This is a genomic window from Neotamlana sedimentorum (assembly GCF_000943565.1).
Taxonomy (GTDB): Bacteria; Bacteroidota; Bacteroidia; order Flavobacteriales; family Flavobacteriaceae; genus Neotamlana; species Neotamlana sedimentorum.
In genome coordinates this window covers 39,657-64,309 of record NZ_JTDW01000005.1, presented here as the reverse complement: position 1 = coordinate 64,309, position 24,653 = coordinate 39,657, and the positions used below count along the sequence as shown (strand labels likewise).

Here is a 24,653-nt window from a genome sequence, read left to right as displayed (position 1 = left end):
AATGAGGAAAAGAATTTTTATCCTACTCATAGTATTAATGAGTTTGTCACTAATAGGTATTATATCTATTCAGGCATATTACATTAATGAATCGGTTAAAAATGAGAAGGAGCATTTTAAGTTTAATGTAATAACAGCATTAAATTATGTGTCTAATATTATTGAAGAAAATGAGTTAGAAACTGCTTTTAAAAATGTACAAAAGTTAGATAAAGATAAGGTTTTAGACTCTACAAATGTTTCGCAATTATTGGTTTATAGAAAAAATAATACGACCAACGAAACGCTTATTTATAAAAGTAATGTACTTGAAGAGAATTATAAATTATCTTCATCGCTCTTTGACATTGGTTTAGATAGTCTTGATATTACAAATATAATTGGTAATTCAACAACTGAAGTTTATACAGATTTTGGGCCTGCAGATAAAGACTTAAAGAGTCCAATTGCCGAAATTATTCGCAACAATGGATCTATAAATGAGGCGCAGCGAATTAGTTTTGAAAAAAGTTATAAAGCCATTTCAAAACGAACACCAATTCATAAAAGAGTTTCGGAAACAGAAATAAGAAAATTGTTAGCCGAAAAACTTAAAAAAGACGGTATTGATATTAATTTTGAATTAGCTATTTATAGTAACGATTTAGCAACTAAAGTAAGTAGTGAGAATTTTGAAAATAAGCCTAATTCAACTTTTAAAGTTCCAATTTTTTATGACGAAAATAGGCAAACACCGTATCGGCTTTTAGTAAACTTTCCAGACGACGATAAATTTATTTTGTCAGGTGTAATAGGTATGATATTGCTTTCTGTAATTTTCACGCTTATCATTATTCTAGCGTATACAAGTGCCATTTTACAGTTAGTTAAACAACGTAAAATTTCACAAATAAAAAGTGATTTTATAAACAACATGACGCATGAGTTTAAAACACCTATAGCTACTATAAATTTGGCGTTAGATGCTATAAAAAATCCTAAAATTATTAATAATGAAACCAAAGTACTGCGATACTTAAAAATGATTAAGGATGAAAACAAACGTATGCATGCACAAGTTGAAAACGTATTGAGAATATCTAAATTAGAAAAAAATGAATTAAATATTAGTAAGGAACGTGTTAAGCTACACGACTTAATAGAAGATGCAATAATGCATGTAGAGTTAATAATTGAAGACAGAAAAGGGTATATAAAAACCTTTTTAAATGCCGATAAATCATCTGTTTTAGCTAACGACACACACTTTACTAATGTTATAGTTAATATTTTGGATAATGCTATAAAGTATTCTCCAAATGCACCAGAAATAGAAGTTTATACAGAAAATGTAGGAACTAATATTGTTTTAAAAATAAAAGACCATGGCAGTGGAATGAGTAAAGCTGTTGCCAAACGCGTGTTTGAAAAATTTTACAGAGAACACACAGGAAATATACATAATGTAAAGGGCCACGGTTTAGGTTTGGCTTATGTAAAAAGAATTGTAGAAGACCACCAAGGTCATATATCAGTAGAAAGTGAAAAAGACAAAGGAAGCACATTTATAATTAAGCTTCCACTAATATCTTAAATATGGAAGAGCAAAAGAAAAGAATTTTACTAGTTGAGGACGATCCTAATTTTGGCACCGTTCTTAAAGATTATTTAATGATGAATGATTATGAGGTAACACATGCAAAAAACGGTATGGAAGGTTTTGAAAAGTTTAAAAAAGACGATTTCGATTTATGCATTCTAGACGTTATGATGCCTTATAAAGATGGGTTTACTTTAGCCAAAGAGATTCGTGAAAAAAATAGTGATGTACCCATTATATTTTTAACGGCTAAAACCATGAAGGAAGATGTTTTAAAAGGTTATAAAGTTGGTGCCGACGATTATTTAAACAAACCTTTTGATAGCGAAGTTCTTTTAATGAAAATTAAAGCCATTATGCAGCGTAAGGCCACTGAAACTATTTCAGACAGTAAGCAGTTTGAGTTTAAAATTGGTAAATTCGATTTAAATTCAAAATTACGTTTCTTAAAATTTAACGGAGGCGATCCAGTAAAATTATCTCCTAAAGAAAACGAATTATTACGTTTATTGGCTTTACATGAAAACGATTTAATGCCGCGAGAATTAGCACTAACTAAAATTTGGCGCGACGATAATTACTTTACATCACGTAGTATGGATGTTTATATTGCGAAATTGCGTAAATATTTAAAGCTTGACGAAAAAGTTGAAATTTTAAATATACACGGTGAAGGTTTTAGATTGGTGATAAACGAATAATAAAACATATTATATTATAAAAAAAATCCAGCATTGAGTTGGATTTTTTTTGTTTTAAATATAAAATTGTCCGCGATGCGGTTTTAAGGCATCTCTTATAGGTTTCATATCAGGTTCGTTAACAACCAAAAAAGCAATGGAATGTACGTCGCTAATAGTGCTGCAGCCAGTAATTTTTATGTCTAAATTTTCTATTTGAATGTATTCCTTTAAATGTATTTCATGATGCTGTGCCGTTTTTTCGGCATTTGGGCCATAAAAATCCCAAATAAGCTTAAGTTGTTTCATTTTTTACTGTCTTTATTTTCAGACTAAATATTCTCAAAAATCAAAGTTAAACAATTATAATATTCTGCTATATAAACCGTTTCAAAAACAACTTGTATAATAGCTTTATATTAGTATTTTTGTAATCATTCTAAAAAAATAATATCATGCGCGTCTGCGGATTTTTAACTTTATTTCTTACAGCTTTTTTTGTAAATCTAAATGCACAAACGCAAAAAGATAAAATTCTTTTTACTATTGATAATGATTCGATATATACTTCAGAATTTTTAAGAGTTTATAATAAAAATCTTGATTTGGTTCAAGATGAATCTCAAAAAGAGGTAGATAATTATCTGGACCTTTTTGTAAACTATAAATTAAAATTAAAAGAAGCCCATGCTTTGGGTTTCGATAACAACCCAAATTATTTACGCGAATTATCGAGTTATAAAAGGCAATTAGCTAAAGGTTTTATGAAAGACACTAAAGTAACCGATGCTTTAGTTGAAGAAGCTTACGAGCGTATTTCGTACGATGTTAATGCGAATCACATCCTTGTAAAACTCGCCGAAACCGCTAGTCCACAAGATACTTTAGCAGCCTTTAATAAAATTAATGCTTTGCGAGATAGAGCATTAAAAGAAGGTTTCGAAAAAGTGAGGCAAGAAGTGCATAATGGACAAACTATTTATGGTGAAAAATTAGGTTATTTTTCTGGTTTTAAAATGGTGTATAATTTTGAAACGGTTGCCTTTAACACACCTGTTGGCGACATTTCGAAACCATTTCGTACACGTTTTGGCTATCATATAGTTAATGTGTTAGATAAACGTGAGTCACGCGGTGAGCGAACCGTAGCACATATTATGTTGGTTAATAATAACAATAGTGCCGAAAAGGCAGAGGTTAAAATTCAAGAGATATATCAAAAATTAAAACAAGGAGAAGACTTTGAAGCTTTAGCGAAACAATTTTCAGACGATAAAAGTACCGCATCAAATGGAGGAAAACTAGCACCAATAAAAGGAGGACAATTGCGTTCGCAGGAATTTGAAGATGTGGCTTTTTCTTTAGAAAACATTGGAGATTTCTCTCAGCCTTTTAAGTCGGATTATGGTTGGCACATTGTAAAATTATATGATACTAAACTAATTCCTGAATTTGAAAGCATAAAGTCAGATCTTATTAATAAAGTGGAGCGTGACGATCGTTCTAAACTTATAGATGAGGCTTTAACAACAAAATTAAAAAAGCACTATAACATTACATCGACACCAGATTTAAGTTATTTCGAATCTATTTTAAACGATAGCTATTTTACTAAAACATGGTTTTTACCACCAAATTTTATTGGTAAAAAAACTTTAGTAGTAATTGGGAAAAGAACATTTTCGTATAAGCATTTTGCCGATTATTTAATGAAATCGCAAAGAAACCCAACCGCAAAAGCACCTTTTAAAACCATTGTAAATAATGTTTATAACAACTTTTTAAACGAAAATTTAATTCGTTATCATGAAAATAATTTAGAATATGAAAACGAAGAATTTGCAAACATAGTTGGCGAGTATCGCGACGGGTTGTTGCTTTTCGATTTAATGGAAAATACCATTTGGAATGCCGCTAGTAATGATATTTTAGCGGTAAAAGAATATTTCGAATCGCATAAAGCCAATTACATTTCAAATGAAAAAATTGATGCTGTAGTGGCATCATCATCAAATAAAAAGGCTTTAAAAAAGGTAGCTAAATGGTTTGAAAAAGGTTACGATGTCGAAAAAATTAAACCATTAGTTAATTCAGAAGATAAAATTGACGTGTTGTTCTCAACGGGTATTTTAGAAAGAAACCATCAAACATTACCAAAAAACTTAGCATTTAATGTAGGTGTTTCAAAAATATTGAGCCATAACGATTCTTATGTTGTGGTGAAAATTAATGAAGTTTTACCTAAAAAGCAGCTCGAGTTTGTCGAGGCAAAAGGTGCTGTAATTAACGATTACCAACAACAAAAAGAAATTAATTGGGTAAACGGATTGCACGAAAAATACGAAGTTGATATTGATGAAAAAGTATTGCAAGAAGTAAAAAATCAAATAAAAAACAACTAAGTGCATAAGCGTTTTCTCATCATATTAACAATAGTAGTTGTAGCTCAGTCTTGTCAGTTTTTTAAAACCGAGCAAGAAGGAATTCCTGTGGCTCGAGTAAACGAATCGTATTTGTATTTAAGCGATATTGAAGATTTGGTGCCCGAAGATGCATCGGTAGAAGACAGTACGCTTCTTGTGCAGAATTTTATAAATAAATGGGCAACCCAACAGCTTTTTGTAGATGGTGCAAGACTAAATTTAAGTCAAAAAAAACAGGAAACGTTTAACAAGCTAGTAAATCAATATAAGAATGATTTGTACGCAAAAGCTTATGTAGAAGCGCTTGTAAAACGAAATATAGATACTATTGTTAAATTAAATGAAGCCGAACAATATTATCAAAACAATAAAGAAATTTTTAAGTTAAACGAAGAGTTAATTAAATTTCGATATATTCATTTAGATGAAAATATCATCGATTTTAAAACAATTAACGAGCGGTTTAAACGCTATAATAAGGAAGATAAAAAGGTTTTAGATTCTATTTCTATTCAGTTTAAATCTTATTCGCTTAACGATTCAATATGGATTAAGTTTAATCAAGTGGTTCAAAAAATACCTGCAATAACTACCGAAAACTCAAACGAACTGTTAAAAAAATCTAATTTTATACAACTCAAAGATTCATTAGGAGTATATTTGATGCAAATTAACGATGTGTTATTACGTAACGATACGGCACCATTGGAATATGTTAAGCCTACAATTAACCAAATCGTAATAAATAAGCGCAAACTAGAGTTAATTAAAGAATTAGAAAAGGATATCACAAAAGATGCTATTAAAAACAAACAATTTGAAATTTACAATTAATTTGAAATACATTTTACCCATTTGCATAAGCGTTTTAGCAGTAAATGTTATGTCGGCGCAAGAAATAATTGAAGATGAAAAGGAAGTCGCTTCAAAAGTAATAGATACAACAAATAAACAAAAGGCTGTAAAGGTTGATGGTGTTGCTGCTGTGGTTGGCGATTATATCGTACTAGACTCAGATATTGAAAAAGAACGTTTACAATTGGAGGCTGGCGGTTATAGCACAAAAGATATTACCGATTGTGAGTTATTTGGTAAGCTGTTAGAAAATAAATTGTATGCGCATCATGCCATTCAAGATAGTATCGTTGTTTCTGATGCCGAAATTAGAAGACAAGTAGATTACCAAATAGAACAATTTTTACAGCAAGTAAACGGTAACATGGATCGTTTGTTAGCGTTCTACAAAAAAGAAGACGAAAAAAGTTTCCGTGATGAAATGTTTGCAATAAACAAGGCAAACCAATTGGCGCAACGTATGCAGGCAAGTATTGTTGAAGAAGTTGAAATTACTCCAGAAGAAGTACGTAGCTTTTTTAACGATATTCCAAAGGAAGACCGTCCAACTTTTGGAACCGAACTTAAGGTAGCACAAATTGTTGCCGAACCAAAAGTATCGAAAGAAGAGGAGCAACGCGTAATTGATAGATTAAAACAATTTAAGGCCGATATTATTGAAAACGGAGCAAGTTTCCGTTCTAAAGCCGTTTTATATTCCGAAGATCCAGGTTCTGCAAGTAGAGGCGGTAAGTATACTTTAAATAAAAAGAAACCTCAAATGGTAAAAGAGTTTCGCGAAGTTGCTTTTGCATTGCAAGAAGGCGAAATATCAGAACCTTTTAAAACCAATTTTGGATATCATATTATAACTTTAGAAAAAATTAGAGGTCAAGAATACGATATCGCGCATATTTTATTAACACCTAAAGTGGCGAGCGAAGCTGTAGTTGAGGCTAAAGAACGTTTAGAAAAAGTAAGAGAACGTATTGTATCTGGAGATATTACGTTTGCTGATGCCGCACGTGAGGCAAGCGACGAAAAAGAAACCCGTAACGATGGTGGCCAATTAATAAACCCAACAACGCAAGATTATAATTTTGAGTTAACCAGAATGGATCCAGAACTGTATTCTCAAATTCAAAATTTAAAAGATGGCGAAGTTAGTTTAGTATTAAGTGAACAGGACAGAACAGGTAATACTAAATTTAAAATTTTAATGGTTACCGATAGAGTAGATGAGCACATTGCAGATTACGCCAAAGACTTTTTGAAAATTAAAGAATTAGCTCTTGACGAAAAGAAAATTAGAGCAGTTGAAAAATGGCAAAAGGAAAAAATTATGGACACTTACATAAAAATAAGTGGAGATCGTAGAGATTGCGAATTTTCAAGTAACTGGTTAAAAAAGTAAATATATGTCCGATGTAACTGCTATTGAGAAATTTGTTAAGCAATTTCAAGGCCTAAAAACAGAAATTGCAAAAGTAATTATTGGTCAAGACGAAGTTGTTACCCAAATATTAATATCCATTTTCTCTGGCGGTCACTCACTTTTAATAGGTGTTCCTGGTTTAGCAAAAACCTTAATGGTAAATACCATTTCACAGGCTTTAGGTTTAGATTTTAAGCGTATTCAATTTACGCCCGATTTAATGCCAAGCGATATTTTAGGAAGTGAAATTTTAGACGAAGACAGACAGTTTAAATTTATAAAAGGCCCAATTTTTTCAAATATTATTTTAGCCGACGAAATTAATCGTACACCACCAAAAACGCAAGCAGCTTTACTTGAAGCTATGCAAGAACGTGCGGTTACAGTTGCAGGACATCATTATAAATTAGACTTACCATATTTTGTTTTAGCAACGCAAAACCCAATTGAGCAGGAGGGAACTTATCCGTTACCAGAAGCTCAATTAGACCGTTTTATGTTTGCTATTAACTTAGAGTACCCAACCTTTCAAGAAGAGGTAGAAGTAGTAAAAGCTACTACATCAAATAAAAAAGTAGAAGTAAAAGCGTTATTTTCATCAAAAGAGATCTTAGGTTTTCAGCAATTAATTCGTAAAATTCCTGTAGCAGATAATGTTATAGAATATGCTGTAGCAATGGTAGGTAAAACAAGACCTAACGGAAATAATACTCCAGAAATTGTAAAAAATTATATTGATTGGGGAGCTGGACCAAGAGCCTCTCAAAATTTAGTTTTAGCAGCTAAAACGCACGCTGCCATTAACGGTAAATTCTCACCAGATATTGAAGATGTACAAGCTGTAGCCACTGGAATTTTAAGGCATAGAATAATAAAAAATTATAAAGCCGAAGCAGAAGGAATAACAGAAGAACAACTTATTAAAGCGTTGTTTTAAATTAGGTTTTTATGCAACCTATAACAACTTCTAAAGAAAGAATTTATGGGTTAGATTTGGTAAGAGCTATTGCAATACTACTTATATTAAGCTCACATTCTACTATTTTAATTTTTCCAGACTCAGAATTAAAATCAATTAAATTTATCCAGTTTTTTGGAACAGTAGGTGTTGATGTTTTCTTTGTTTTAAGCGGATTTCTTATAGGAACTATTTTAATAAAACATATAGATTTAGGGTATACTAAGTCTCAAGATTTATACAGGTTTTGGCTTAGACGTTGGTTAAGAACTTTACCTAACTATTATTTTATTCTAATAATAAATATTGTACTGCTACTTTGTTTTAAAAAGAAATTACCAGAAGGTATTTACAGTTATTTTTATTTTACTCAAAATTTAATTGAAGCTACACCTAGTTTTTTTACAGAATCTTGGAGTTTAAGTATCGAAGAGTTTGCATACATTTTGGGGCCAATTTTATTATTGTTTATTGCCATAATATTTAAACGCGTAACAAAAACATCTTTCTTGGTAGTTACAATTTGTGTTATAATATTTTTTTTAATTACCAAAATATGGCTGCATATCACAAATTTAGGTATGACTGAAAACTTTAATTGGAGTCATTCTTTTAGGAAAGTTGTTATTACCAGAATAGATAGCATTTATTATGGGTTTATAGGTGCCTATTTAAGTTTTTATCACTCTAAATTTTGGCGAAAAATAAATAAGTTAACTTTAGTTTTAGGTATTGTTATGTTTGTATCAATACATTTTTATCTTTTTAAATCAGCATTAAACCCCAATGCATACTTGCTTTTTTATAATGTCTTTTATTTACCTCTATTATCAGTAAACATACTTTTATTTTTCCCTTTCTTTTCAACTTATAAAAGTAAAAATAACAAAGTAGTAGTTAATATAAGTTTATGGTCATATTCATTATATCTGGTTAATTATTCTGTTGTTTTGTTAACAATCAAACAATTTATTTTTGTTTCTGATTTAAGCGGGTTTAATAAACTTTTAATTCTGCTTTCTTATTGGTTTTTAAGCTTTATGCTAGCTTATTTAATGTTTAATTATTTTGAAAAGCCAATCTTAAAATTTAGAGATAGAAATATAAATGCTTAAATAGTTTTATTTTTTAATCTATTTTCTTTTACAACTAGTGGTTAAAAGAATATAAATTAAAACATGAAGGAATTACCGTAATATTAATGCTAAAAAGCATATTATGGTAAAACGAAAAGGTTTTAGTTTAAATAATATGCAAAATTTTAAACTTTTTAATGTAAAAAATGTAAATCATATTAAATATTAATAGGACTATAATAATTTAGTATTGTAAGGTGAAGCAATACCCATTTTATTTTTAAAACTTTGTATTTATTTAGTATTTTGCGTGACTTTTAAAATAAACTAATAACTATAACAAAAAGGCTTAATCTACAAATTGAAGGGTTTATAAAATACTAACTATTATCTAAATTTTGTAGTGGGCCTAAAACGAAAAGACTTCTAAATATGAGCATTTACAGTGAGTACCTTAAGGAGATTGAAGAAAGAAAGGCTCAAGGGTTACATCCCAAGCCAATTGATGGAGCTGAATTAACTAGTGAAATAATTTCGCAAATTAAAGAAGCAAATAATCCACACAGAGAAGAATCTCTAAACTTTTTTATTTATAACACCTTACCAGGTACTACAAGTGCAGCAGGTGTAAAGGCAAAGTTTTTAAAGGAAATTATCCTTGGAGAGGAAATTGTAGATGAAATAACACCAACTTTTGCATTCGAGCAATTATCTCATATGAAAGGTGGGCCATCTATTGAAGTTCTTTTAGATATTGCCTTAGGAGATAACGAGGCATTAGCCAAAGAAGCAGCTAAAGTTTTAAAAACACAAGTTTTTTTATATGAGGCTGATACAGAGCGATTAGAAGCGGCATATAAAAATGGAAGTGCTATTGCTAAAGATATTATAGAAAGTTATGCACAAGCAGAATTTTTCACAAAACTTCCAGAAGTAGAAGAAAAAATTGATGTAGTTACATACATTGCAGGTGTTGGTGATATTTCAACCGATTTACTTTCACCTGGTGCCGATGCGCACTCACGTTCAGACCGTGAATTACATGGGCAGTGTATTTTCGAGCACAATAAAGATATGCAAAACGAGGTGTTAGCCTTAAAAGAACAACACCCCGATAAACGCGTTATGTTAATTGCAGAAAAAGGAACTATGGGAGTTGGATCGTCTCGTATGTCTGGTGTAAATAACGTGGCTTTATGGACAGGTGTTCCTTTTAGTCCGTATGTGCCGTTTATTAACTTTGCACCAGTAATTGCTGGTACCAATGGTATTGCACCAATTTTCTTAACAACCGTTGGTGTAACCGGAGGAATTGGTATCGATTTAAAAAACTGGGTAAAACAAAAAGATGAAAATGGTAATACCATTGTAGATGCAGATGGAGAACCCATTTTAAAAGAGGTTTACTCTGTAAAAACGGGTACGGTTTTAACCATAAACACAAAAGAGAAAAAATTATATAACGGCGATGTTGAATTAATAGATATTTCTGCGGCTTTAACCCCACAAAAAATGGAGTTCATTAAAGCAGGAGGTTCTTATGCCGTAGTGTTCGGTAAAAAATTACAAACCTTTGCTTGTAAAGTATTAGGTATTGATATTCCTCAAGTATATGCACCTTCAAAAGAAATTTCTATAGAAGGACAAGGTTTAACTGCCGTTGAAAAAATATTTAACAAAAATGCTGTTGGTACTACTCCAGGTAAAACGTTACATTCAGGATCTAATGTTCGTGTAGAAGTAAATATTGTTGGATCTCAAGATACAACTGGTTTAATGACTTCTCAAGAATTAGAAATGATGGCAGCAACTGTTATTTCTCCAATTGTTGACGCGGGTTACCAATCTGGATGTCATACAGCTTCTGTATGGGACGATAAATCTATTGCAAATATTCCACGTTTAATGAAGTTTATGAACGACTTTGGGTTAATTACAGGTCGTGATCCTAAAGGAAAGTATCATGCAATGACGGACGTAATTCACAAAGTTTTAAATGATATTACTGTTGATGATTGGGACATAATTATAGGTGGAGATTCACATACACGTATGTCTAAAGGTGTTGCTTTTGGTGCCGATTCAGGTACAGTAGCATTAGCTTTAGCAACAGGTGAAGCAACAATGCCTATTCCAGAATCTGTAAAAGTTACTTTTAAAGGAAACATGAGAAGCTTTATGGATTTCCGTGATGTGGTTCATGCTACGCAACAACAAATGCTTAAGCAATTTGACGGAGAAAACGTTTTTCAAGGTCGCGTTATTGAAGTTCATATTGGTACATTAACTTCAGACCAAGCCTTTACATTTACCGATTGGACTGCCGAAATGAAAGCAAAGGCATCAATCTGTATTTCAGAAGATGAAACTTTAATAGAATCTTTAGAAATTGCTTGCGGCCGTATCCAAATCATGATAGATAAAGGTATGGATAACGAAAAGCAAATGCTTAAAGGTTTAGTTGATAAAGCAAATAACAGAATTCAAGAGCTTAAAACTGGTATAAAATCAGCTTTAAAACCAGATGCCAGTGCTAAATATTATGCCGAAGTTGTTATTGATTTAGATGAAATTGCTGAACCAATGATTGCCGATCCAGATGTAAATAACGAAGATGTTTCTAAGCGTTACACGCATGACACAATACGCCCATTATCATTTTATGGTGGAACTAAAAAAGTAGATTTAGGTTTTGTAGGTTCTTGTATGGTTCATAAAGGCGACATGAAAATTTTAGCGCAAATGCTAAAAAATATTGAAGCACAACATGGTAAAGTGGAATTTAAAGCACCATTAGTGGTTGCACCACCAACTTATAATATTGTTGATGAGTTAAAAGCAGAAGGCGACTGGGAAGTATTACGAAAATACTCAGGTTTCGAGTTTGATGATAGTGCACCAAAAGGGTTAGCACGTACAAAATATGAAAACATGTTATACCTAGAGCGTCCAGGTTGTAACCTTTGTATGGGTAACCAAGAAAAGGCAGAACCCGGAGATACGGTTATGGCAACCTCAACACGTTTATTCCAAGGTCGTGTAGTAAAAGATTCTGGAGAGAAAAAAGGAGAATCTTTATTGTCTTCAACACCAGTTGTAGTCTTATCTACAATTTTGGGTAGAACTCCAACTATGGAAGAATATGAAGCAGCCGTAGATGGTATAGTATTAACTAAATTTAAACCTTCACAAAAAGAATTAGTTCTTTAAAAGAAAGGTTTAGAATGTATAAAATTGAAAAGCTCGAATATTATATTCGAGCTTTTTTTATTAACCTTTTATTATGAAAATTTCTTTTAAAAATTATTAAATTAAGCTAAGTTAAATAGTTGAAATGTTTTATATATAATGCTTTTTATTAAACAACGAGTAGTTAACTTATAACAAATCTAAATTAAAATGATATCTAATTATACTATCAATCTTATCACTTTTTTTTAATAATTTTAAAACATAATCATAAAAAAAGAATAATATGGCATTCGACATTGAAATGATAAAAGGTGTTTATTCAACAATGGCAGAGCGTGTAGATAAAGCACGCGAAATAGTTGGTAAACCTTTAACATTATCAGAAAAAATATTATACAATCATTTATGGGATAAAACTCCTTCTAAGGCATTTGTTCGAGGTAAAGATTACGTAGATTTTGCACCGGATAGAATTGCATGCCAAGATGCAACAGCACAAATGGCATTACTGCAATTTATGCAAGCTGGTAAACCTAAAGTAGCAGTGCCAACTACTGTTCATTGTGATCACTTAATACAAGCAAAAGATGGTGCTGCAAAAGATTTAAAGCATGCTAATAGTGTAAGTAGTGAAGTTTTTAATTTTTTAGAGTCAGTTTCAAATAAATACGGTATTGGTTTCTGGAAACCAGGAGCAGGAATTATACATCAAGTAGTTTTAGAAAATTATGCATTTCCAGGAGGAATGATGATTGGTACGGATTCTCACACAGTTAATGCTGGTGGTTTAGGTATGGTTGCTATTGGAGTTGGTGGGGCAGATGCAGTTGATGTAATGGCAGGTATGGCTTGGGAACTTAAATTCCCAAAACTTATTGGTGTAAAATTAACTGGAAAATTATCGGGTTGGACAGCGCCTAAAGATGTCATTTTAAAAGTAGCTGAAATATTAACTGTAAAGGGAGGAACTGGAGCAATTGTAGAATATTTTGGTCCAGGTGCCATAAGTATGTCTTGTACAGGTAAGGGTACTATTTGTAATATGGGAGCAGAAATAGGAGCAACCACTTCAACTTTTGGTTACGACGAATCTATGGAGCGCTATTTAAAAGCAACCGATAGAGTAGATGTAGCAGAAGCGGCTAATAAAGTAAAAGATTATTTAACTGCCGATCCTGAAGTTTATGTAAACCCAGAGCAGTATTTCGATCAAGTTATTGAAATTAACTTATCAGAATTAACCCCATTATTAAATGGTCCGTTTACACCAGATCTTTCAACACCAGCAGGTAGCGAAATGACTAAAAAAGCTACAGATAACGATTGGCCATTAAAAGTAGAATGGGGATTAATAGGTTCTTGTACAAACTCATCTTATGAAGATTTGTCTAGAGCTTCATCCATAGCACAACAGGCCTTAGATAAAAAATTAAAAACTAAAGCAGAATTTGGTATTAATCCAGGTTCCGAGCAAGTACGCTATACTGCCGAACGTGATGGTATTTTAAAAGTTTTTGAAGATTTAGATGCTACTATATTTACTAATGCTTGTGGACCATGTATTGGTCAGTGGGCGCGTTATTCCGATCCTAAAAATGCACCAAAAAATAGTATAGTGCATTCATTTAACAGAAATTTTGCTAAACGTGCCGATGGTAACCCTAACACACACGCCTTTGTTGCATCTCCAGAATTAACTGCTGCAATTGCCATTTCAGGTAAGTTAGATTTTAACCCGTTAACAGATAAGTTAATTAACGAAGATGGTGAAGAGGTTATGTTTGATGAGCCAACAGGATGGGAGTTACCTCCAAAAGGCTTCGAGGTTAAAGAAAACGGTTATTTAGCACCAAAAGAAGATGGTAGTAATGTTGATGTTGTTGTAGCTTCAGATTCTGAAAGACTTCAATTACTTACACCTTTTGAGCCTTTAGGAGACTCTATAACAGGAGCTAAACTATTAATAAAAGCCTTTGGTAAATGTACAACCGACCATATTAGTATGGCTGGACCTTGGTTACGTTTCCGTGGACATTTAGATAATATTGCAAATAACACTTTAATAGGTGCAGTAAATGCATTTAATAAAAAAACAAACTTTGTTAAAAACCAATTAACAGGAGATTATGGTGGTGTGCCAGATGTACAACGTGCTTACAAAGCAGAAGGTATTAAAACTGTAGTAGTTGGCGACCATAATTACGGTGAAGGTTCTTCGAGAGAGCACGCTGCTATGCAACCACGCCATTTAGGTGTAGCTGCTGTAATTGTAAAATCATTTGCACGTATACACGAAACAAACCTAAAAAAACAAGGTATGCTTGGGCTAACTTTTGAGAATGAAAGTGATTACGATTTAATTCAAGAAGATGATACTTTTAACTTTTTAGATTTAAATGAGTTTGCACCAGATAAGCAATTAACCTTAGAGGTTGTTCATGCCGATGGTAGTAAAGACACTATTAAATTAAATCATACTTATAACGAAGCCCAAATAGATTGGTATAAAGAAGGTTCTGCTTTAAATTTAATAAAAAAGCAAAATGCTTAATATTTAAAAAGCAAATACCACAGTAATAAAAAAATCCAACTTAAAAATGTTGGATTTTTTTATTTTCATTTAATCTTGAATTAACTTCAGTATAAATTTAAAATAGTTCTTAGCTAGTTTGCTGTAAATTTCTGTTTTTTTCTTTTAAAATAGCCAGTTGTTTTTCTAAAAAAGTAATAGCCTCTTCAGTTTTATAACTAGCTTTTTTTGCAAAACCTTTTAAATCTTCCTTAAGTTTATCTTTTCCAGAAGCTGCAGCTTTGCTTAAATCTTCGGTAACTTCGGTAAAATCTTCAGTAATTTTATCCTTAATGTTACCACCTTCTTTTTTTAATTTATCTCTGGTAATTTTACCTTTATCTGGGGCCAGTAAAACACCCAAACCAGCACCAATAAGTGTTCCTAAAATTAATGTTCCTTTACTAATCATTTTTATTTTTCTTTTAAATTAAACCTGTTTTACTTGTTAGTAATAAAAACTACTAAAATGTTACAAACAAATTCAATGCCAAATACTTAAAATTAGAGAATGACTGTTATTTAGGCGTTCCACAATTTTTTTAGTAGAATAAAAACTTGAAGAACAAGAAGTAAATTTATATGTTTTTATCAAGCTAATTTTAGTGTAAACAATTGTGGCGGGCTTTATACTATATCTTTTTCTCGTACCTCAAAAAAGGATGCCGTTTCAATCCCTAACGCGGTGTAAAGTTATCTAAGTTGGTAAATTGTAAAAAACGATTCCGTTTGGTTTCCAAGTAAATCAACGCTTGCGATACTAGAAGATAGTTTAAAAGTTATTTCATCGCCAGTAACTAAATCTATTACTGTAGATACCTTTCTAATAGGAGATGATACACTAAAGGCTCCTGTATGTACGTTTAAATATTCTTCTTCAGCTATTAACACACCATTTTTATATATACCAATTCCAAAATTTGTACTAACAGAAATTAAAGAACTTATTTTAATTTGTGCATTTACGGCATAAATACCATCTTGTTTAGCTGTAAAAGTATGTGTTGTGGTATCAAACTCGTTATTATTATCAATAGTTTCTGTATCATATTTAATTGTTTCTGGTGCACCTAATAAAATAACATGTAAAATATTACCTCCACCAGACATAGACGCTTTTACCATTGTAGGTAATGATGCATTTAAAATATTTGTAGCCTTTGTTCTATTTACAATACCATCTTGTGATATTACTAAAATAGAATCACGAATTACCTGCTCGTCTGTTTCGAAAGTGGTTGTATTTATTTTTAAGTCACCGTTAATCTCTAAAGTTGCCATAGGCGTTGTAGTTCCTATTCCAACTTGTGCAAGTAATGTTTTACTATAAAGTATAATAGTTAATATAATTACAAATTTTGATTTCATTAATTGGTCTGTTAATAAATCATTTGCATGATTTGCGGTGTTGTATTCCTAAAGTAGTAAAAAAATAATAATTTTAACGATTAAATTCTGTAAAATTAGATTAAATGTTGTTTTTGTAAGTTTATATTTTTGTTTTTGCACGAGTAGAGATACAAGAGTGAAAGTTTACAAGTTGTTTATTTTTTCAAAAAAGCAGGTAGCTTAAAATAAAACTTATAACTAAGGTATAAACCCTAAATAATCTTAAATTTGATTTAAGTATTAATTATTTTCTGGTAATAATAAATTTTCTGTTTTTATGAATTCAAGAGAACATCAACTTAAAGCTTTTGACCGTTTATTGACTATTATGGATGAGTTACGTGAACAATGTCCATGGGATAAAAAGCAAACTATGGAAACATTACGTCATTTAACTATTGAAGAGACTTACGAGTTGGGAGATGCCATTTTAGATAATGACTTGGACGAAGTAAAAAAAGAATTAGGAGATGTATTACTTCATATTGTGTTTTATTCAAAAATTGGTAGTGAAACCAAAGATTTCGATATTGCAGATGTTTGCAATACTATTTGCGATAAATTAATTCATAGACATCCACATATTTATAGCGATGTTAAAGTTGAAAACGAAGATGATGTAAAACGAAATTGGGAAAACTTAAAACTTAAAGAAGGCAAAAAAAGTGTTCTTGAAGGCGTGCCTAAAAGTTTACCAGCCTTAGTAAAAGCAAATAGGATTCAAGATAAAGTAGCTGGTGTTGGTTTTGATTGGGAAAAACCGGAACAAGTTTGGGAAAAAGTAGAAGAAGAATTAAATGAGTTTAAAGCCGAGGTTAAAGTTGGAACTAAAACAGCTATGGAAAGCGAGTTTGGAGATGTTTTATTTTCGATGGTTAATTATGCACGTTTTTTAAAAATAAACCCAGAAAATGCTTTAGAACGTACCAATAAGAAATTCTCTGCAAGATTTATGTACTTGGAAGATAAAGCTAAAGAATTAAATAAAAATTTAAAGGACATGACTCTAGCCGAAATGGATGTATTTTGGGAAGAAGCGAAATTACTTTAACCTATTCATTCTTATTCTTAAGGTAATAAGTTACTAGTTAGTTTTGTTAGTCTGCTTCTGTTTGATGTGTTTGTTGTTCTCAGTAATTCTAATTGTTTTGGAGATTCAAAAGAATTTTAGCGAATAAAATTCAAAATCATCGGAATATTAAAGCCTTTTCAGTTTTTATTCATTTCTTTAATGGTTGCCAACTAACTATAAATGATTTCTAAACTAAATTTATCGATTATTTGTTGTTTTTGTTTTTCAATAATAGCAAGAACACAAAATATAGCACCAACCTTAACAGCTACTGGAAATCAGGCTTATTGCCCAAATTCTGAAATTAATATTGTAACAGATTTTACTATTGACGACCCCGATGACACCGAAATAGAAGCGCTTTATATTCAAATTTCCGAAGGTTATGAAATGGATGACGATATTTTAATTTTATCGGGTACTCATCCAAATATTGTGGCAACTTGGGATGTAAATGCAGGAAAGCTAACTTTAAAAAGTAGTAATTCTCCGCTTGCTAGTTATACTAGTTTAATTGAGGCTACAAAAGCTATTATTTTTAAAAGTACAAGTAATAATCCTAGAGATAAAGTATTTTCAATAACCATTGGCGATGCTAATTATTTACCTTCAACCAATCATTATTACGAGTATATTGATGATCTTGGCGTTACCTGGACTGAGGCCAAAAACTTAGCCCAAACACGTACTTATTTTGGTTTGCAAGGTTATTTGGCAACAATAACAACAGTTGAAGAAGCACAATTAGTTGGCGAACAAGCTGCTGGAGCAGGTTGGATTGGTGGTAGTGATGCAGAAAACGAAGGTGAATGGAAATGGGTAACTGGGCCAGAAAACGGACTCGTTTTTTGGTACGGACAAGCAAATGGTACTTCTCCAAATTATGCGTTTTGGAATAACGGAGAACCTAATAATGTAGGAAACGAAGATTATGCTCATATAACATCTCCGGGTGTTGGGATACCAGGTTCTTGGAACGATTTATCTAACGAAGGTAACGATGTTGGAGACTATCAACCTAAAGGATATATTGTTGAATATGGTGGTATGCCAGGAGATCCAGAACTTAATATTTCTACCAGTACAAGTATTTATGTGTCTCGAATTAGCTATGTTGAAGATAGTACTAAATGCGGCACTGGTATTTTAGAACTAAAGGCATTTTCAGAGTTGGAGTCTGCAATTGTCTATTGGTTCGAAAGTGAAGAAAGCCAAACTCCAATTTTTACTGGAAACACTTTTGAAACCCCTCTTTTAGCAACAACGACCGTTTATTACGTTTTAGCTTCAGAAAATAATTGTTTTGAAGGCATTAAAACACCAGTTAATGCTGTTATAAACGAAGAACCAAATTACAATTCCGAAGTTGTATTTAAAAATTGTGATGTAGATGGTACTGCCGATGGTTTTACTTTCTTTAATTTAGAAGAGTCTATTGATATAATTGTTAACGCTAATTCAAGTAATCTAGACATTACATTTTTTAAGTCCTTTAATGATGCCGATGCAAATATAAATGCCATTGAAAACTCTATTATTTATAATAATAATGAAGGAAGTACTGTTTATGCTAGAATTCTAAACAACAATGGTTGTGCTGTGTTTTCTACTATTAATTTAGAAACTTCAACAACAAACTTTCCTGAAGATTATATGTATAATTTTGAAGTTTGTGATGACCAAATTGCAGATGGTTTTTATACATTCGATTTAACCGAAGCAGCACAAGACATTTTACAACAATTTCCTGTAAACCAAAATTTGAGCGTGCATTATTTTAAAACATTAATCGATGCACAGTTGGAGGAAAACGAAATACTGCCTCAAAATAATTACACAAACGAAATTAGTTTTTCGCAAACATTGTTTGTTAGAGTAGAAAGTGAAGGTAATGGAGGTTGCTATGGTATTGGCGAATATTTACAGTTAAAAGTACAACCTAAACCAAAATTTAATGTAGAACAATCGAACATATTGTGCTTAAATGATGGACCTGTGGAGTTGTATACAGAAAATGCAACTGGCGATTTTAATTATGAATGGACAAACGAGTTTGGAGATGTTGTAAGTACTTCTAAAATATTAAATACGGAAACGGGTGGTACTTATACTGTTGTTGCAACATCGCAAGTAGGTTGTCAATCTTTGCCTGTAAATTACACGGTTAATCAATCGGTTGCAGCTATAATTTCTGAAGCTGATATTACAATTGAACAAGCCTCAAATAATAACAGTATAACCATAAATAATGAAAATAATCGACTGGGCATTGGTAATTACGAGTTTGCCATAAATGATGAGAATAATTATCAAGATACTTCCCGTTTTAGTAATCTGAGACCAGGACAACACAAAGTTTTTGTAAGAGATAAAAATGGTTGTGGTGTATTTAGTTTGGATATTTTTATACTAGGTTTTCCTAAATTTTTTACGCCTAATAATGATGGTTTAAACGATACATGGAAAGTTGAAGGTATGGATGATAATTTTAGTAACCAATCGACAGTTTATATTTATAATAGATACGGTATGCTAATTAAGCAACTTAATGCACAACTTGGCATTTGGGATGGTACTTTTAAAGGTGAATTTTTACCGAATTCAGATTATTGGTTCGTTGCCAAATTAATAGAAAAAACCTCGGGAAATATTAAAACTTACCGAGGTCATTTTAGTTTATTACGATAATCTATGTTTAGTATAATTCTTTAATTTTACTAAGCTTAGTTTTCCACAAATTTAAAGATTCTTTGTGCGCTTTAATATTGTTTTTAACTTCTTTAACAAGTGGATTATCATCATCTACATTTGTGAAAAATTGAAGGTTATTTTCTAGTTGATTAATTTGACTTTTAACTTCATCAATCTTTTTACGAATAAAGGCGCGTTCGTTATCTAAATCTCGATTATCATCTGAAGCTGTTGAAAGTGTATCGAGCTTATTTTCAAATTTAATCATCTCAACTTCATTCTTTTCCATGTCTAAAGCAGACAATAACCCATCGATGGTTTTTTGAAATTTGCCTTCTATGTAACGTTTATCGTTAGGTACTCTACCAATGGTTTGCCATTCAGCGATCTTTTCTTTTATCGCTGCAATTTTTTCGTCTTTACTTCCTGTAAATTTAATATTTTTTAACTCGGTAAGAAAGGTGTTCTTTTTATTATAGGCTTCAATAAACTCTTTGTTAGCTGCATTTTTAGTAGCATGAAGTTTATCAAAATAAAAGTTACAAGCCGTTTTAAAGCGTTTCCAAATTTTGTCACTATCCTTTCGTGGAACATGACCAATTTTTTTCCAATCGCTTTGAATTTTCTTCATTAGCGGTGTAGTAATTTCAAAATCGTCACTGTCTTTATTATCTTCGGCTATTTGAATTAAATCGAGCTTCTTTTGTAAATTACTATATTGCTCTTTTTTAAGTCCTTTGTAGTAGGCATTTTTTTTACGGTTAAATGTTCTAACGGCTTCTTTAAATTTAGCCCAAGTTTCTTCGTTTACTTTTAAAGGCACTTTTCCAGCATTAAAAAAAGATTCACGAAGTGTTTCAATTTCTTTAATTTTTTTCTGCCATACACCATGAGAATTTATTTCTTCGTTGTGGATGTTATTTATTTTAGCGATGATTTCGAGTTTCTTCTCTAAATTTTTCTCGTAAACCTTGTCAATTTCTTTGTAATAAAGTTGGCGTTTATCGTTAATAGTTTTTGTAGCGGTTTTAAAACGTTCCCAAATTTCTTCACGATGTTCTTTAGCAACAGGTCCCAGTTCCTCTTTCCACATTTTATGAAGCTCCTGTAATTCTCTAAATGCAGTTAAAACATCGTTTGTTTTGGCAAGTTCTTCAGCACGTTCTATAATTAGTAATTTTTTTTCTAAATTATGCTTAAAATCTAAATCACGTAAATCTCGATTTAAATGCAAAAAATCGTAAAAAATCTCTACGTGGTGATGGTAACTATTCCATGCATTATTGTATTTATCTCTTGGAATTGGTCCTGTGTTTCGCCAACGTTCTTGTAATTCTTTAAAGTACTTGTAGGTGGTATTAATATTTTCTTCAACATTTATTAAACCTTTTAACTCTTCTATAATTTCGAGTTTTTGAGTTAAATTTTGTTTTAGGTTTGTTTCAATATTTTGGTAATAGTCGTTTAATTTTTGCCGGTATTCACGATAGGCTGTTTTAAAACGTTTATGTACAGGAGAAGAATAATAAAAGTCTATCTCGTGCCCACCATTATTAATAAATTCTTCTTTTTTTTCTTCAAGTAAGGAATCAAATTTACTTTTAAACTCCGCATTTATGCTAGATACATGCGAACGGATAGCTTGGATTTTTTCAGTTTTTAAAAGTCGCTCAAGTTCAATAGCTAAAGCCTCTAGCGACATGGTGTCGTAAGCTTTTATCTCAATAGAATGTCTGTCTTTATTTCCTTCGTCTTCAGCATCTTCGGCGTTCGATTCTTCAATTTCATTTAAAACTTCATCATCTGCTGAAGTTGCTATTGGAGCAGTCGTTGAGTTTTCATTATTTTCCACGTTAGCTTCAGATGATGTTCCATTAGAATTTAAATTATCTAATTCTTCAGAGTTGGATGTGTTTTTTTCGTCAGACATTTTATAAAATGTTAGGGTTCTTATTCAATTGAATTGATATAAAGATAATAACCTGTATGCTATTTACAAAACGCCGCGAGTATCTTTTAACAAAATAGAGGTGTTATTTAATTAAACCCCAAATTTCCCAAGATTTTTCTGCTTGATAAACTAACATTTTAGAACCATTAATGATAGTGGCATTTTTAGCTTTACCGTGTTTTAAAAAAGCTGTTTCAGCTGGATTGTATATTAAATCGAATAAAACATGATGGTTTGTAATGCCGTCATATGGAATATTTGGACAGGCATCAACATCTGGAAATGTACCTAATGGTGTGCAATTAACAATAATTTTATGCTGTTTTACTATACTACTAGTTAAAGTATCATAGGTATATGTAACGTCTTTAGATTTTGTTCGAGACACATAGTGATATGGAATATCAAGTTTTTTTAAGCTATAGGCTATAGCTTTACTGGCACCTCCTGTGCCTAGTATTAAAGCACTCATGTGATATGGTTTTATAGCTGGCTCTATGGATTTATAAAAACCATAATAATCAGTGTTATATCCAACTAACTTTCCTTTCTTTGATATTTTAATGGTGTTTACGGCTCCAATTTCTCTTGCCTTTTTTTTAATTTTATCCAAATAAGGCATAACCTCTTCTTTGTATGGGATGGTTACATTTAATCCTTTAAGTCCTTTAGTGTTTTTAATAATTTCAGGAAAAAGATCAATGCTTTCAATATCGAAATTACCATAAGTAATGTCGTTAATATTTTCTTTTTCGAATTTTTCTTTAAAATAAGATCGCGAGAACGAATATGAAATATTTTTTCCTAAAAGTCCTAATTTTTTCATTTTATTTGTCTTGTTTTTTGTCCATACCATTCTAATGCTAAAACAATTGCAATACCAAAAAATATAAAGGTTATAGCTAAGTAAGTTTCAGTTTCAAATTGAGGTACGTAGCGTTTATAAAATTCTACTATCTTTTCTCCAGAACTGTCAAGCAAAAAACTACCGTCATTATTTAATTTATAAATAGTTTTTTTCCACGGCCAGACAACACCCAATGAACCAATAATAAAACCTAAAATGGTTGCTGTTGTGATATCTTTAAAATGTTTTAAAATATAACTTAAAACATGTGAAAATGTTACTAAACCTGTAACAGAACCAATAGTGAATACGGCAAGAACTTTTAGCATTCGTATTCGTTCTTTGTCGCTAATAAAACTAAAATCTCCTTTAAATATATTTGCAAAAGTATCGTACAAAGCATTAACAGAATCTACTAATAGTAACACATAATTACCAAGTAAAATAAGTATAAATGAACCTGAAAAACCAGGAAGAGTCATGCCTGAAACGCTAATAATACCGCAGAAAAACACAAACCAAAGATTATCGTTTTCTTTTGCAGGATTTAAAAAACTAATGCTAATTCCTGCTAAAATCCCAATTGTTAATGCCATAACAGTTTTGAAATTCCAAACTTTGAAATCTTTATTAATATAATATATGGAGCCAATTATCATTCCAAAAAACACACTCCAAACATAAAGTTCGTAGTGTACAATTAAGTAATCTAAAATCTTAGAAATGCTAAAATAACTTATAAGCATACCTAAAAACAACAAGCTTAAAAACCGTCCGTTAATATATCTATAAAAGCTTTTTAGCCTTCCATTTAAAAGTAGTTTAAAAGCATTTTGGTTTACTTTTTTTAAGGAATATATAAATTCTTCATAAAAACCGGCCACGAAAGCTACTACACCACCTGAAACACCGGGCACTTTGTTTGCAGCCCCCATACCTAAACCTTTCAAAACAAGGAAAATTTTATCGGTAAGTGTTCTAGTACTTTCCATTTACGTTTTTTTATTCCCTAATTTTTCTAATATAATAATTGTGAAAAAACCAATAATCATTAATAATAGTGCAAAAAAGAGTTTGTTATCGCCATCAAATGAAAAAGGAGAGATACTTTGCTCTAAAAACGGAATTTGTTCGCCTTTGGAGTTAATACGATATGATAGTATCTTTTTCCATGGCCAAATCTTGTTTAATGAACCTAAAATAAAACCTGTTAATGCTGCTAAAGTTAAATTGTGATAGTTTTTAAATAACCATTTTAAAAGCTTAGAGAACGATAACAATCCAATAATAGCACCACAACCTACAATGGCAATGGTTTTAATATCTTTATTATTTACTGCAGATAGAATAGGTTGATAAGCGCCTAATAAAACTAATATAAATGCTCCTGAAATACCAGGAAGTATCATGGCGCAAATAGCCAGAGCACCAGCAATAAATAAAAACCATGTGCTTTGATTAGCCGAGAGCGATGGCAACTGTGTAATATAAAAAGCAATTGATGCCCCTAAAATTAAAAATGAAATGGTTGAAATTTTCCACTTTGTAATTTGTTTACCAATAAAAATAATACTAGCTAATACTAATCCAAAAAAGAAAGCCCATAGTAAAATAGGATGGTGATGAAGTAGCCACTCTATACCTTTTGCCAAAGATAGAACACTAATACCTATTCCAGTAAAAAGAGCTGCTAAAAAATTTCCATTTAATTGATGCCATGTGGCTTTTAGACCATCGGATTTTAAGGTTTTAATTAAATTAAAATTAATATTGTTTAGTGAAGTTATTAACTCTTCGTAAATACCGGAGATAAAAGCAATTGTTCCGCCAGAAACTCCAGGGACTACATCTGCCGCTCCCATTGCTAGCCCTTTTAAGGAAATAATAAAATAGTCTTTAAAACTTCTTTGCATACTTGACTTTTTATGTAAAAATCAAAGGTATACAATTTAATTAA

At 31.3% G+C, this 24,653-nt stretch carries 18 protein-coding genes; 11 read left to right on the top strand and 7 right to left on the bottom strand.

Translation table 11 applies throughout. From position 1 onward, the window contains the following. Position 1 precedes the first annotated feature (1 nt). Positions 2–1,573: a sensor histidine kinase gene (locus PW52_RS07410; protein ID WP_240475160.1), complete on the top strand. Its 1,572-nt coding sequence runs from the start codon at positions 2–4 to the stop codon at positions 1,571–1,573. Positions 1,574–1,575: 2 nt separating this feature from the next. Continuing rightward, complete coding sequence (locus PW52_RS07405; protein ID WP_044632313.1) at positions 1,576–2,280, top strand: response regulator transcription factor; 705 nt, start codon at positions 1,576–1,578, stop codon at positions 2,278–2,280. Positions 2,281–2,334: 54 nt separating this feature from the next. On the opposite strand, the gene PW52_RS07400 is transcribed toward PW52_RS07405, so the two are convergent. Further along, positions 2,335–2,568, bottom strand: coding sequence for a hypothetical protein (locus PW52_RS07400; protein WP_044632312.1), 234 nt, complete (start codon positions 2,566–2,568; stop codon positions 2,335–2,337). A 146-nt stretch (positions 2,569–2,714) separates the two neighbouring features. Between PW52_RS07400 and PW52_RS07395 the strand changes: the two genes are divergently transcribed. From PW52_RS07395 to PW52_RS07365, 7 genes are all read left to right on the top strand, one after another. Beyond that, positions 2,715–4,661, top strand: coding sequence for a peptidylprolyl isomerase (locus tag PW52_RS07395; protein ID WP_044632311.1), 1,947 nt, complete (start codon positions 2,715–2,717; stop codon positions 4,659–4,661). After that, entirely contained in the window at positions 4,662–5,516 is an 855-nt protein-coding gene (locus PW52_RS07390) for a hypothetical protein (protein WP_044632310.1), read from the top strand. It begins immediately after the preceding gene. Beyond that, positions 5,479–6,930, top strand: coding sequence for a peptidylprolyl isomerase (locus PW52_RS07385; protein WP_044632309.1), 1,452 nt, complete (start codon positions 5,479–5,481; stop codon positions 6,928–6,930). The genes PW52_RS07390 and PW52_RS07385 overlap by 38 nt, the downstream gene beginning before the upstream one ends. 4 nt (positions 6,931–6,934) lie before the next feature. Further along, a complete protein-coding gene (locus PW52_RS07380; protein WP_044632308.1) occupies positions 6,935–7,888 on the top strand; it encodes an AAA family ATPase in 954 nt (317 codons plus the stop codon). 11 nt (positions 7,889–7,899) lie between these two features. Next, on the top strand, positions 7,900–9,024 hold the full coding sequence (locus PW52_RS07375; RefSeq protein ID WP_044632307.1) for an acyltransferase family protein: 1,125 nt from the start codon (positions 7,900–7,902) through the stop codon (positions 9,022–9,024). 393 nt (positions 9,025–9,417) lie between these two features. After that, complete coding sequence (locus tag PW52_RS07370) at positions 9,418–12,195, top strand: bifunctional aconitate hydratase 2/2-methylisocitrate dehydratase (RefSeq protein ID WP_044632306.1); 2,778 nt, start codon at positions 9,418–9,420, stop codon at positions 12,193–12,195. A gap of 265 nt (positions 12,196–12,460) precedes the next feature. Continuing rightward, on the top strand, positions 12,461–14,728 hold the full coding sequence (locus PW52_RS07365; protein WP_044632305.1) for an aconitate hydratase: 2,268 nt from the start codon (positions 12,461–12,463) through the stop codon (positions 14,726–14,728). 109 nt (positions 14,729–14,837) lie between these two features. Here PW52_RS07365 and PW52_RS07360 read toward each other — a convergent pair whose 3' ends face one another. Together PW52_RS07360 and PW52_RS07355 are read right to left on the bottom strand one after the other, a co-directional pair. After that, on the bottom strand, positions 14,838–15,158 hold the full coding sequence (locus PW52_RS07360) for a YtxH domain-containing protein (protein WP_044632304.1): 321 nt from the start codon (positions 15,156–15,158) through the stop codon (positions 14,838–14,840). Between the two features lie 281 nt (positions 15,159–15,439). After that, complete coding sequence (locus PW52_RS07355) at positions 15,440–16,114, bottom strand: C1q-like domain-containing protein (protein WP_044632303.1); 675 nt, start codon at positions 16,112–16,114, stop codon at positions 15,440–15,442. 298 nt (positions 16,115–16,412) lie between these two features. On the opposite strand from PW52_RS07355, the gene mazG reads away from it, so the two are divergent. Further along, the gene (gene mazG, locus PW52_RS07350; RefSeq protein ID WP_044632302.1) at positions 16,413–17,186 is read left to right on the top strand and encodes a nucleoside triphosphate pyrophosphohydrolase; all 774 of its coding nucleotides are present in this window, start codon (positions 16,413–16,415) and stop codon (positions 17,184–17,186) included. Positions 17,187–17,387: 201 nt separating this feature from the next. After that, complete coding sequence (locus PW52_RS17090; protein WP_052823420.1) at positions 17,388–19,895, top strand: T9SS type B sorting domain-containing protein; 2,508 nt, start codon at positions 17,388–17,390, stop codon at positions 19,893–19,895. A 7-nt stretch (positions 19,896–19,902) separates the two neighbouring features. Here PW52_RS17090 and PW52_RS07335 read toward each other — a convergent pair whose 3' ends face one another. The 4 genes from PW52_RS07335 to PW52_RS07320 form a co-directional block, all read right to left on the bottom strand. After that, on the bottom strand, positions 19,903–21,828 hold the full coding sequence (locus tag PW52_RS07335) for a DUF349 domain-containing protein (RefSeq protein WP_044632301.1): 1,926 nt from the start codon (positions 21,826–21,828) through the stop codon (positions 19,903–19,905). Between the two features lie 103 nt (positions 21,829–21,931). Then, the gene (locus tag PW52_RS07330) at positions 21,932–22,675 is read right to left on the bottom strand and encodes a shikimate dehydrogenase family protein (protein WP_044632685.1); all 744 of its coding nucleotides are present in this window, start codon (positions 22,673–22,675) and stop codon (positions 21,932–21,934) included. Next, a complete protein-coding gene (locus PW52_RS07325) occupies positions 22,672–23,688 on the bottom strand; it encodes a DUF368 domain-containing protein (protein WP_044632300.1) in 1,017 nt (338 codons plus the stop codon). The genes PW52_RS07330 and PW52_RS07325 overlap by 4 nt, the downstream gene beginning before the upstream one ends. After that, positions 23,689–24,609, bottom strand: a complete 921-nt coding sequence (locus PW52_RS07320; protein ID WP_044632299.1) for a DUF368 domain-containing protein — start codon at positions 24,607–24,609, stop codon at positions 23,689–23,691. Between the last annotated feature and the right edge of the window lie 44 nt (positions 24,610–24,653).

Bases quoted from the DNA above. Each gene is read 5' to 3' on its own strand.
- PW52_RS07410 (WP_240475160.1), top strand. From the start codon at position 2: ATGAGGAAAAGAATTTTTATCCTACTCATAGTATTAATGAGTTTGTCA.
- PW52_RS07405 (WP_044632313.1), top strand. From the start codon at position 1,576: ATGGAAGAGCAAAAGAAAAGAATTTTACTAGTTGAGGACGATCCTAAT.
- PW52_RS07400 (WP_044632312.1), bottom strand. From the start codon at position 2,568: ATGAAACAACTTAAGCTTATTTGGGATTTTTATGGCCCAAATGCCGAA.
- PW52_RS07395 (WP_044632311.1), top strand. From the start codon at position 2,715: ATGCGCGTCTGCGGATTTTTAACTTTATTTCTTACAGCTTTTTTTGTA.
- PW52_RS07385 (WP_044632309.1), top strand. From the start codon at position 5,479: ATGCTATTAAAAACAAACAATTTGAAATTTACAATTAATTTGAAATAC.
- PW52_RS07380 (WP_044632308.1), top strand. From the start codon at position 6,935: ATGTCCGATGTAACTGCTATTGAGAAATTTGTTAAGCAATTTCAAGGC.
- PW52_RS07375 (WP_044632307.1), top strand. From the start codon at position 7,900: ATGCAACCTATAACAACTTCTAAAGAAAGAATTTATGGGTTAGATTTG.
- PW52_RS07370 (WP_044632306.1), top strand. From the start codon at position 9,418: ATGAGCATTTACAGTGAGTACCTTAAGGAGATTGAAGAAAGAAAGGCT.
- PW52_RS07365 (WP_044632305.1), top strand. From the start codon at position 12,461: ATGGCATTCGACATTGAAATGATAAAAGGTGTTTATTCAACAATGGCA.
- PW52_RS07360 (WP_044632304.1), bottom strand. From the start codon at position 15,158: ATGATTAGTAAAGGAACATTAATTTTAGGAACACTTATTGGTGCTGGT.
- PW52_RS07355 (WP_044632303.1), bottom strand. From the start codon at position 16,114: ATGAAATCAAAATTTGTAATTATATTAACTATTATACTTTATAGTAAA.
- mazG (WP_044632302.1), top strand. From the start codon at position 16,413: ATGAATTCAAGAGAACATCAACTTAAAGCTTTTGACCGTTTATTGACT.
- PW52_RS17090 (WP_052823420.1), top strand. From the start codon at position 17,388: ATGATTTCTAAACTAAATTTATCGATTATTTGTTGTTTTTGTTTTTCA.
- PW52_RS07335 (WP_044632301.1), bottom strand. From the start codon at position 21,828: ATGTCTGACGAAAAAAACACATCCAACTCTGAAGAATTAGATAATTTA.
- PW52_RS07330 (WP_044632685.1), bottom strand. From the start codon at position 22,675: ATGAAAAAATTAGGACTTTTAGGAAAAAATATTTCATATTCGTTCTCG.
- PW52_RS07325 (WP_044632300.1), bottom strand. From the start codon at position 23,688: ATGGAAAGTACTAGAACACTTACCGATAAAATTTTCCTTGTTTTGAAA.
- PW52_RS07320 (WP_044632299.1), bottom strand. From the start codon at position 24,609: ATGCAAAGAAGTTTTAAAGACTATTTTATTATTTCCTTAAAAGGGCTA.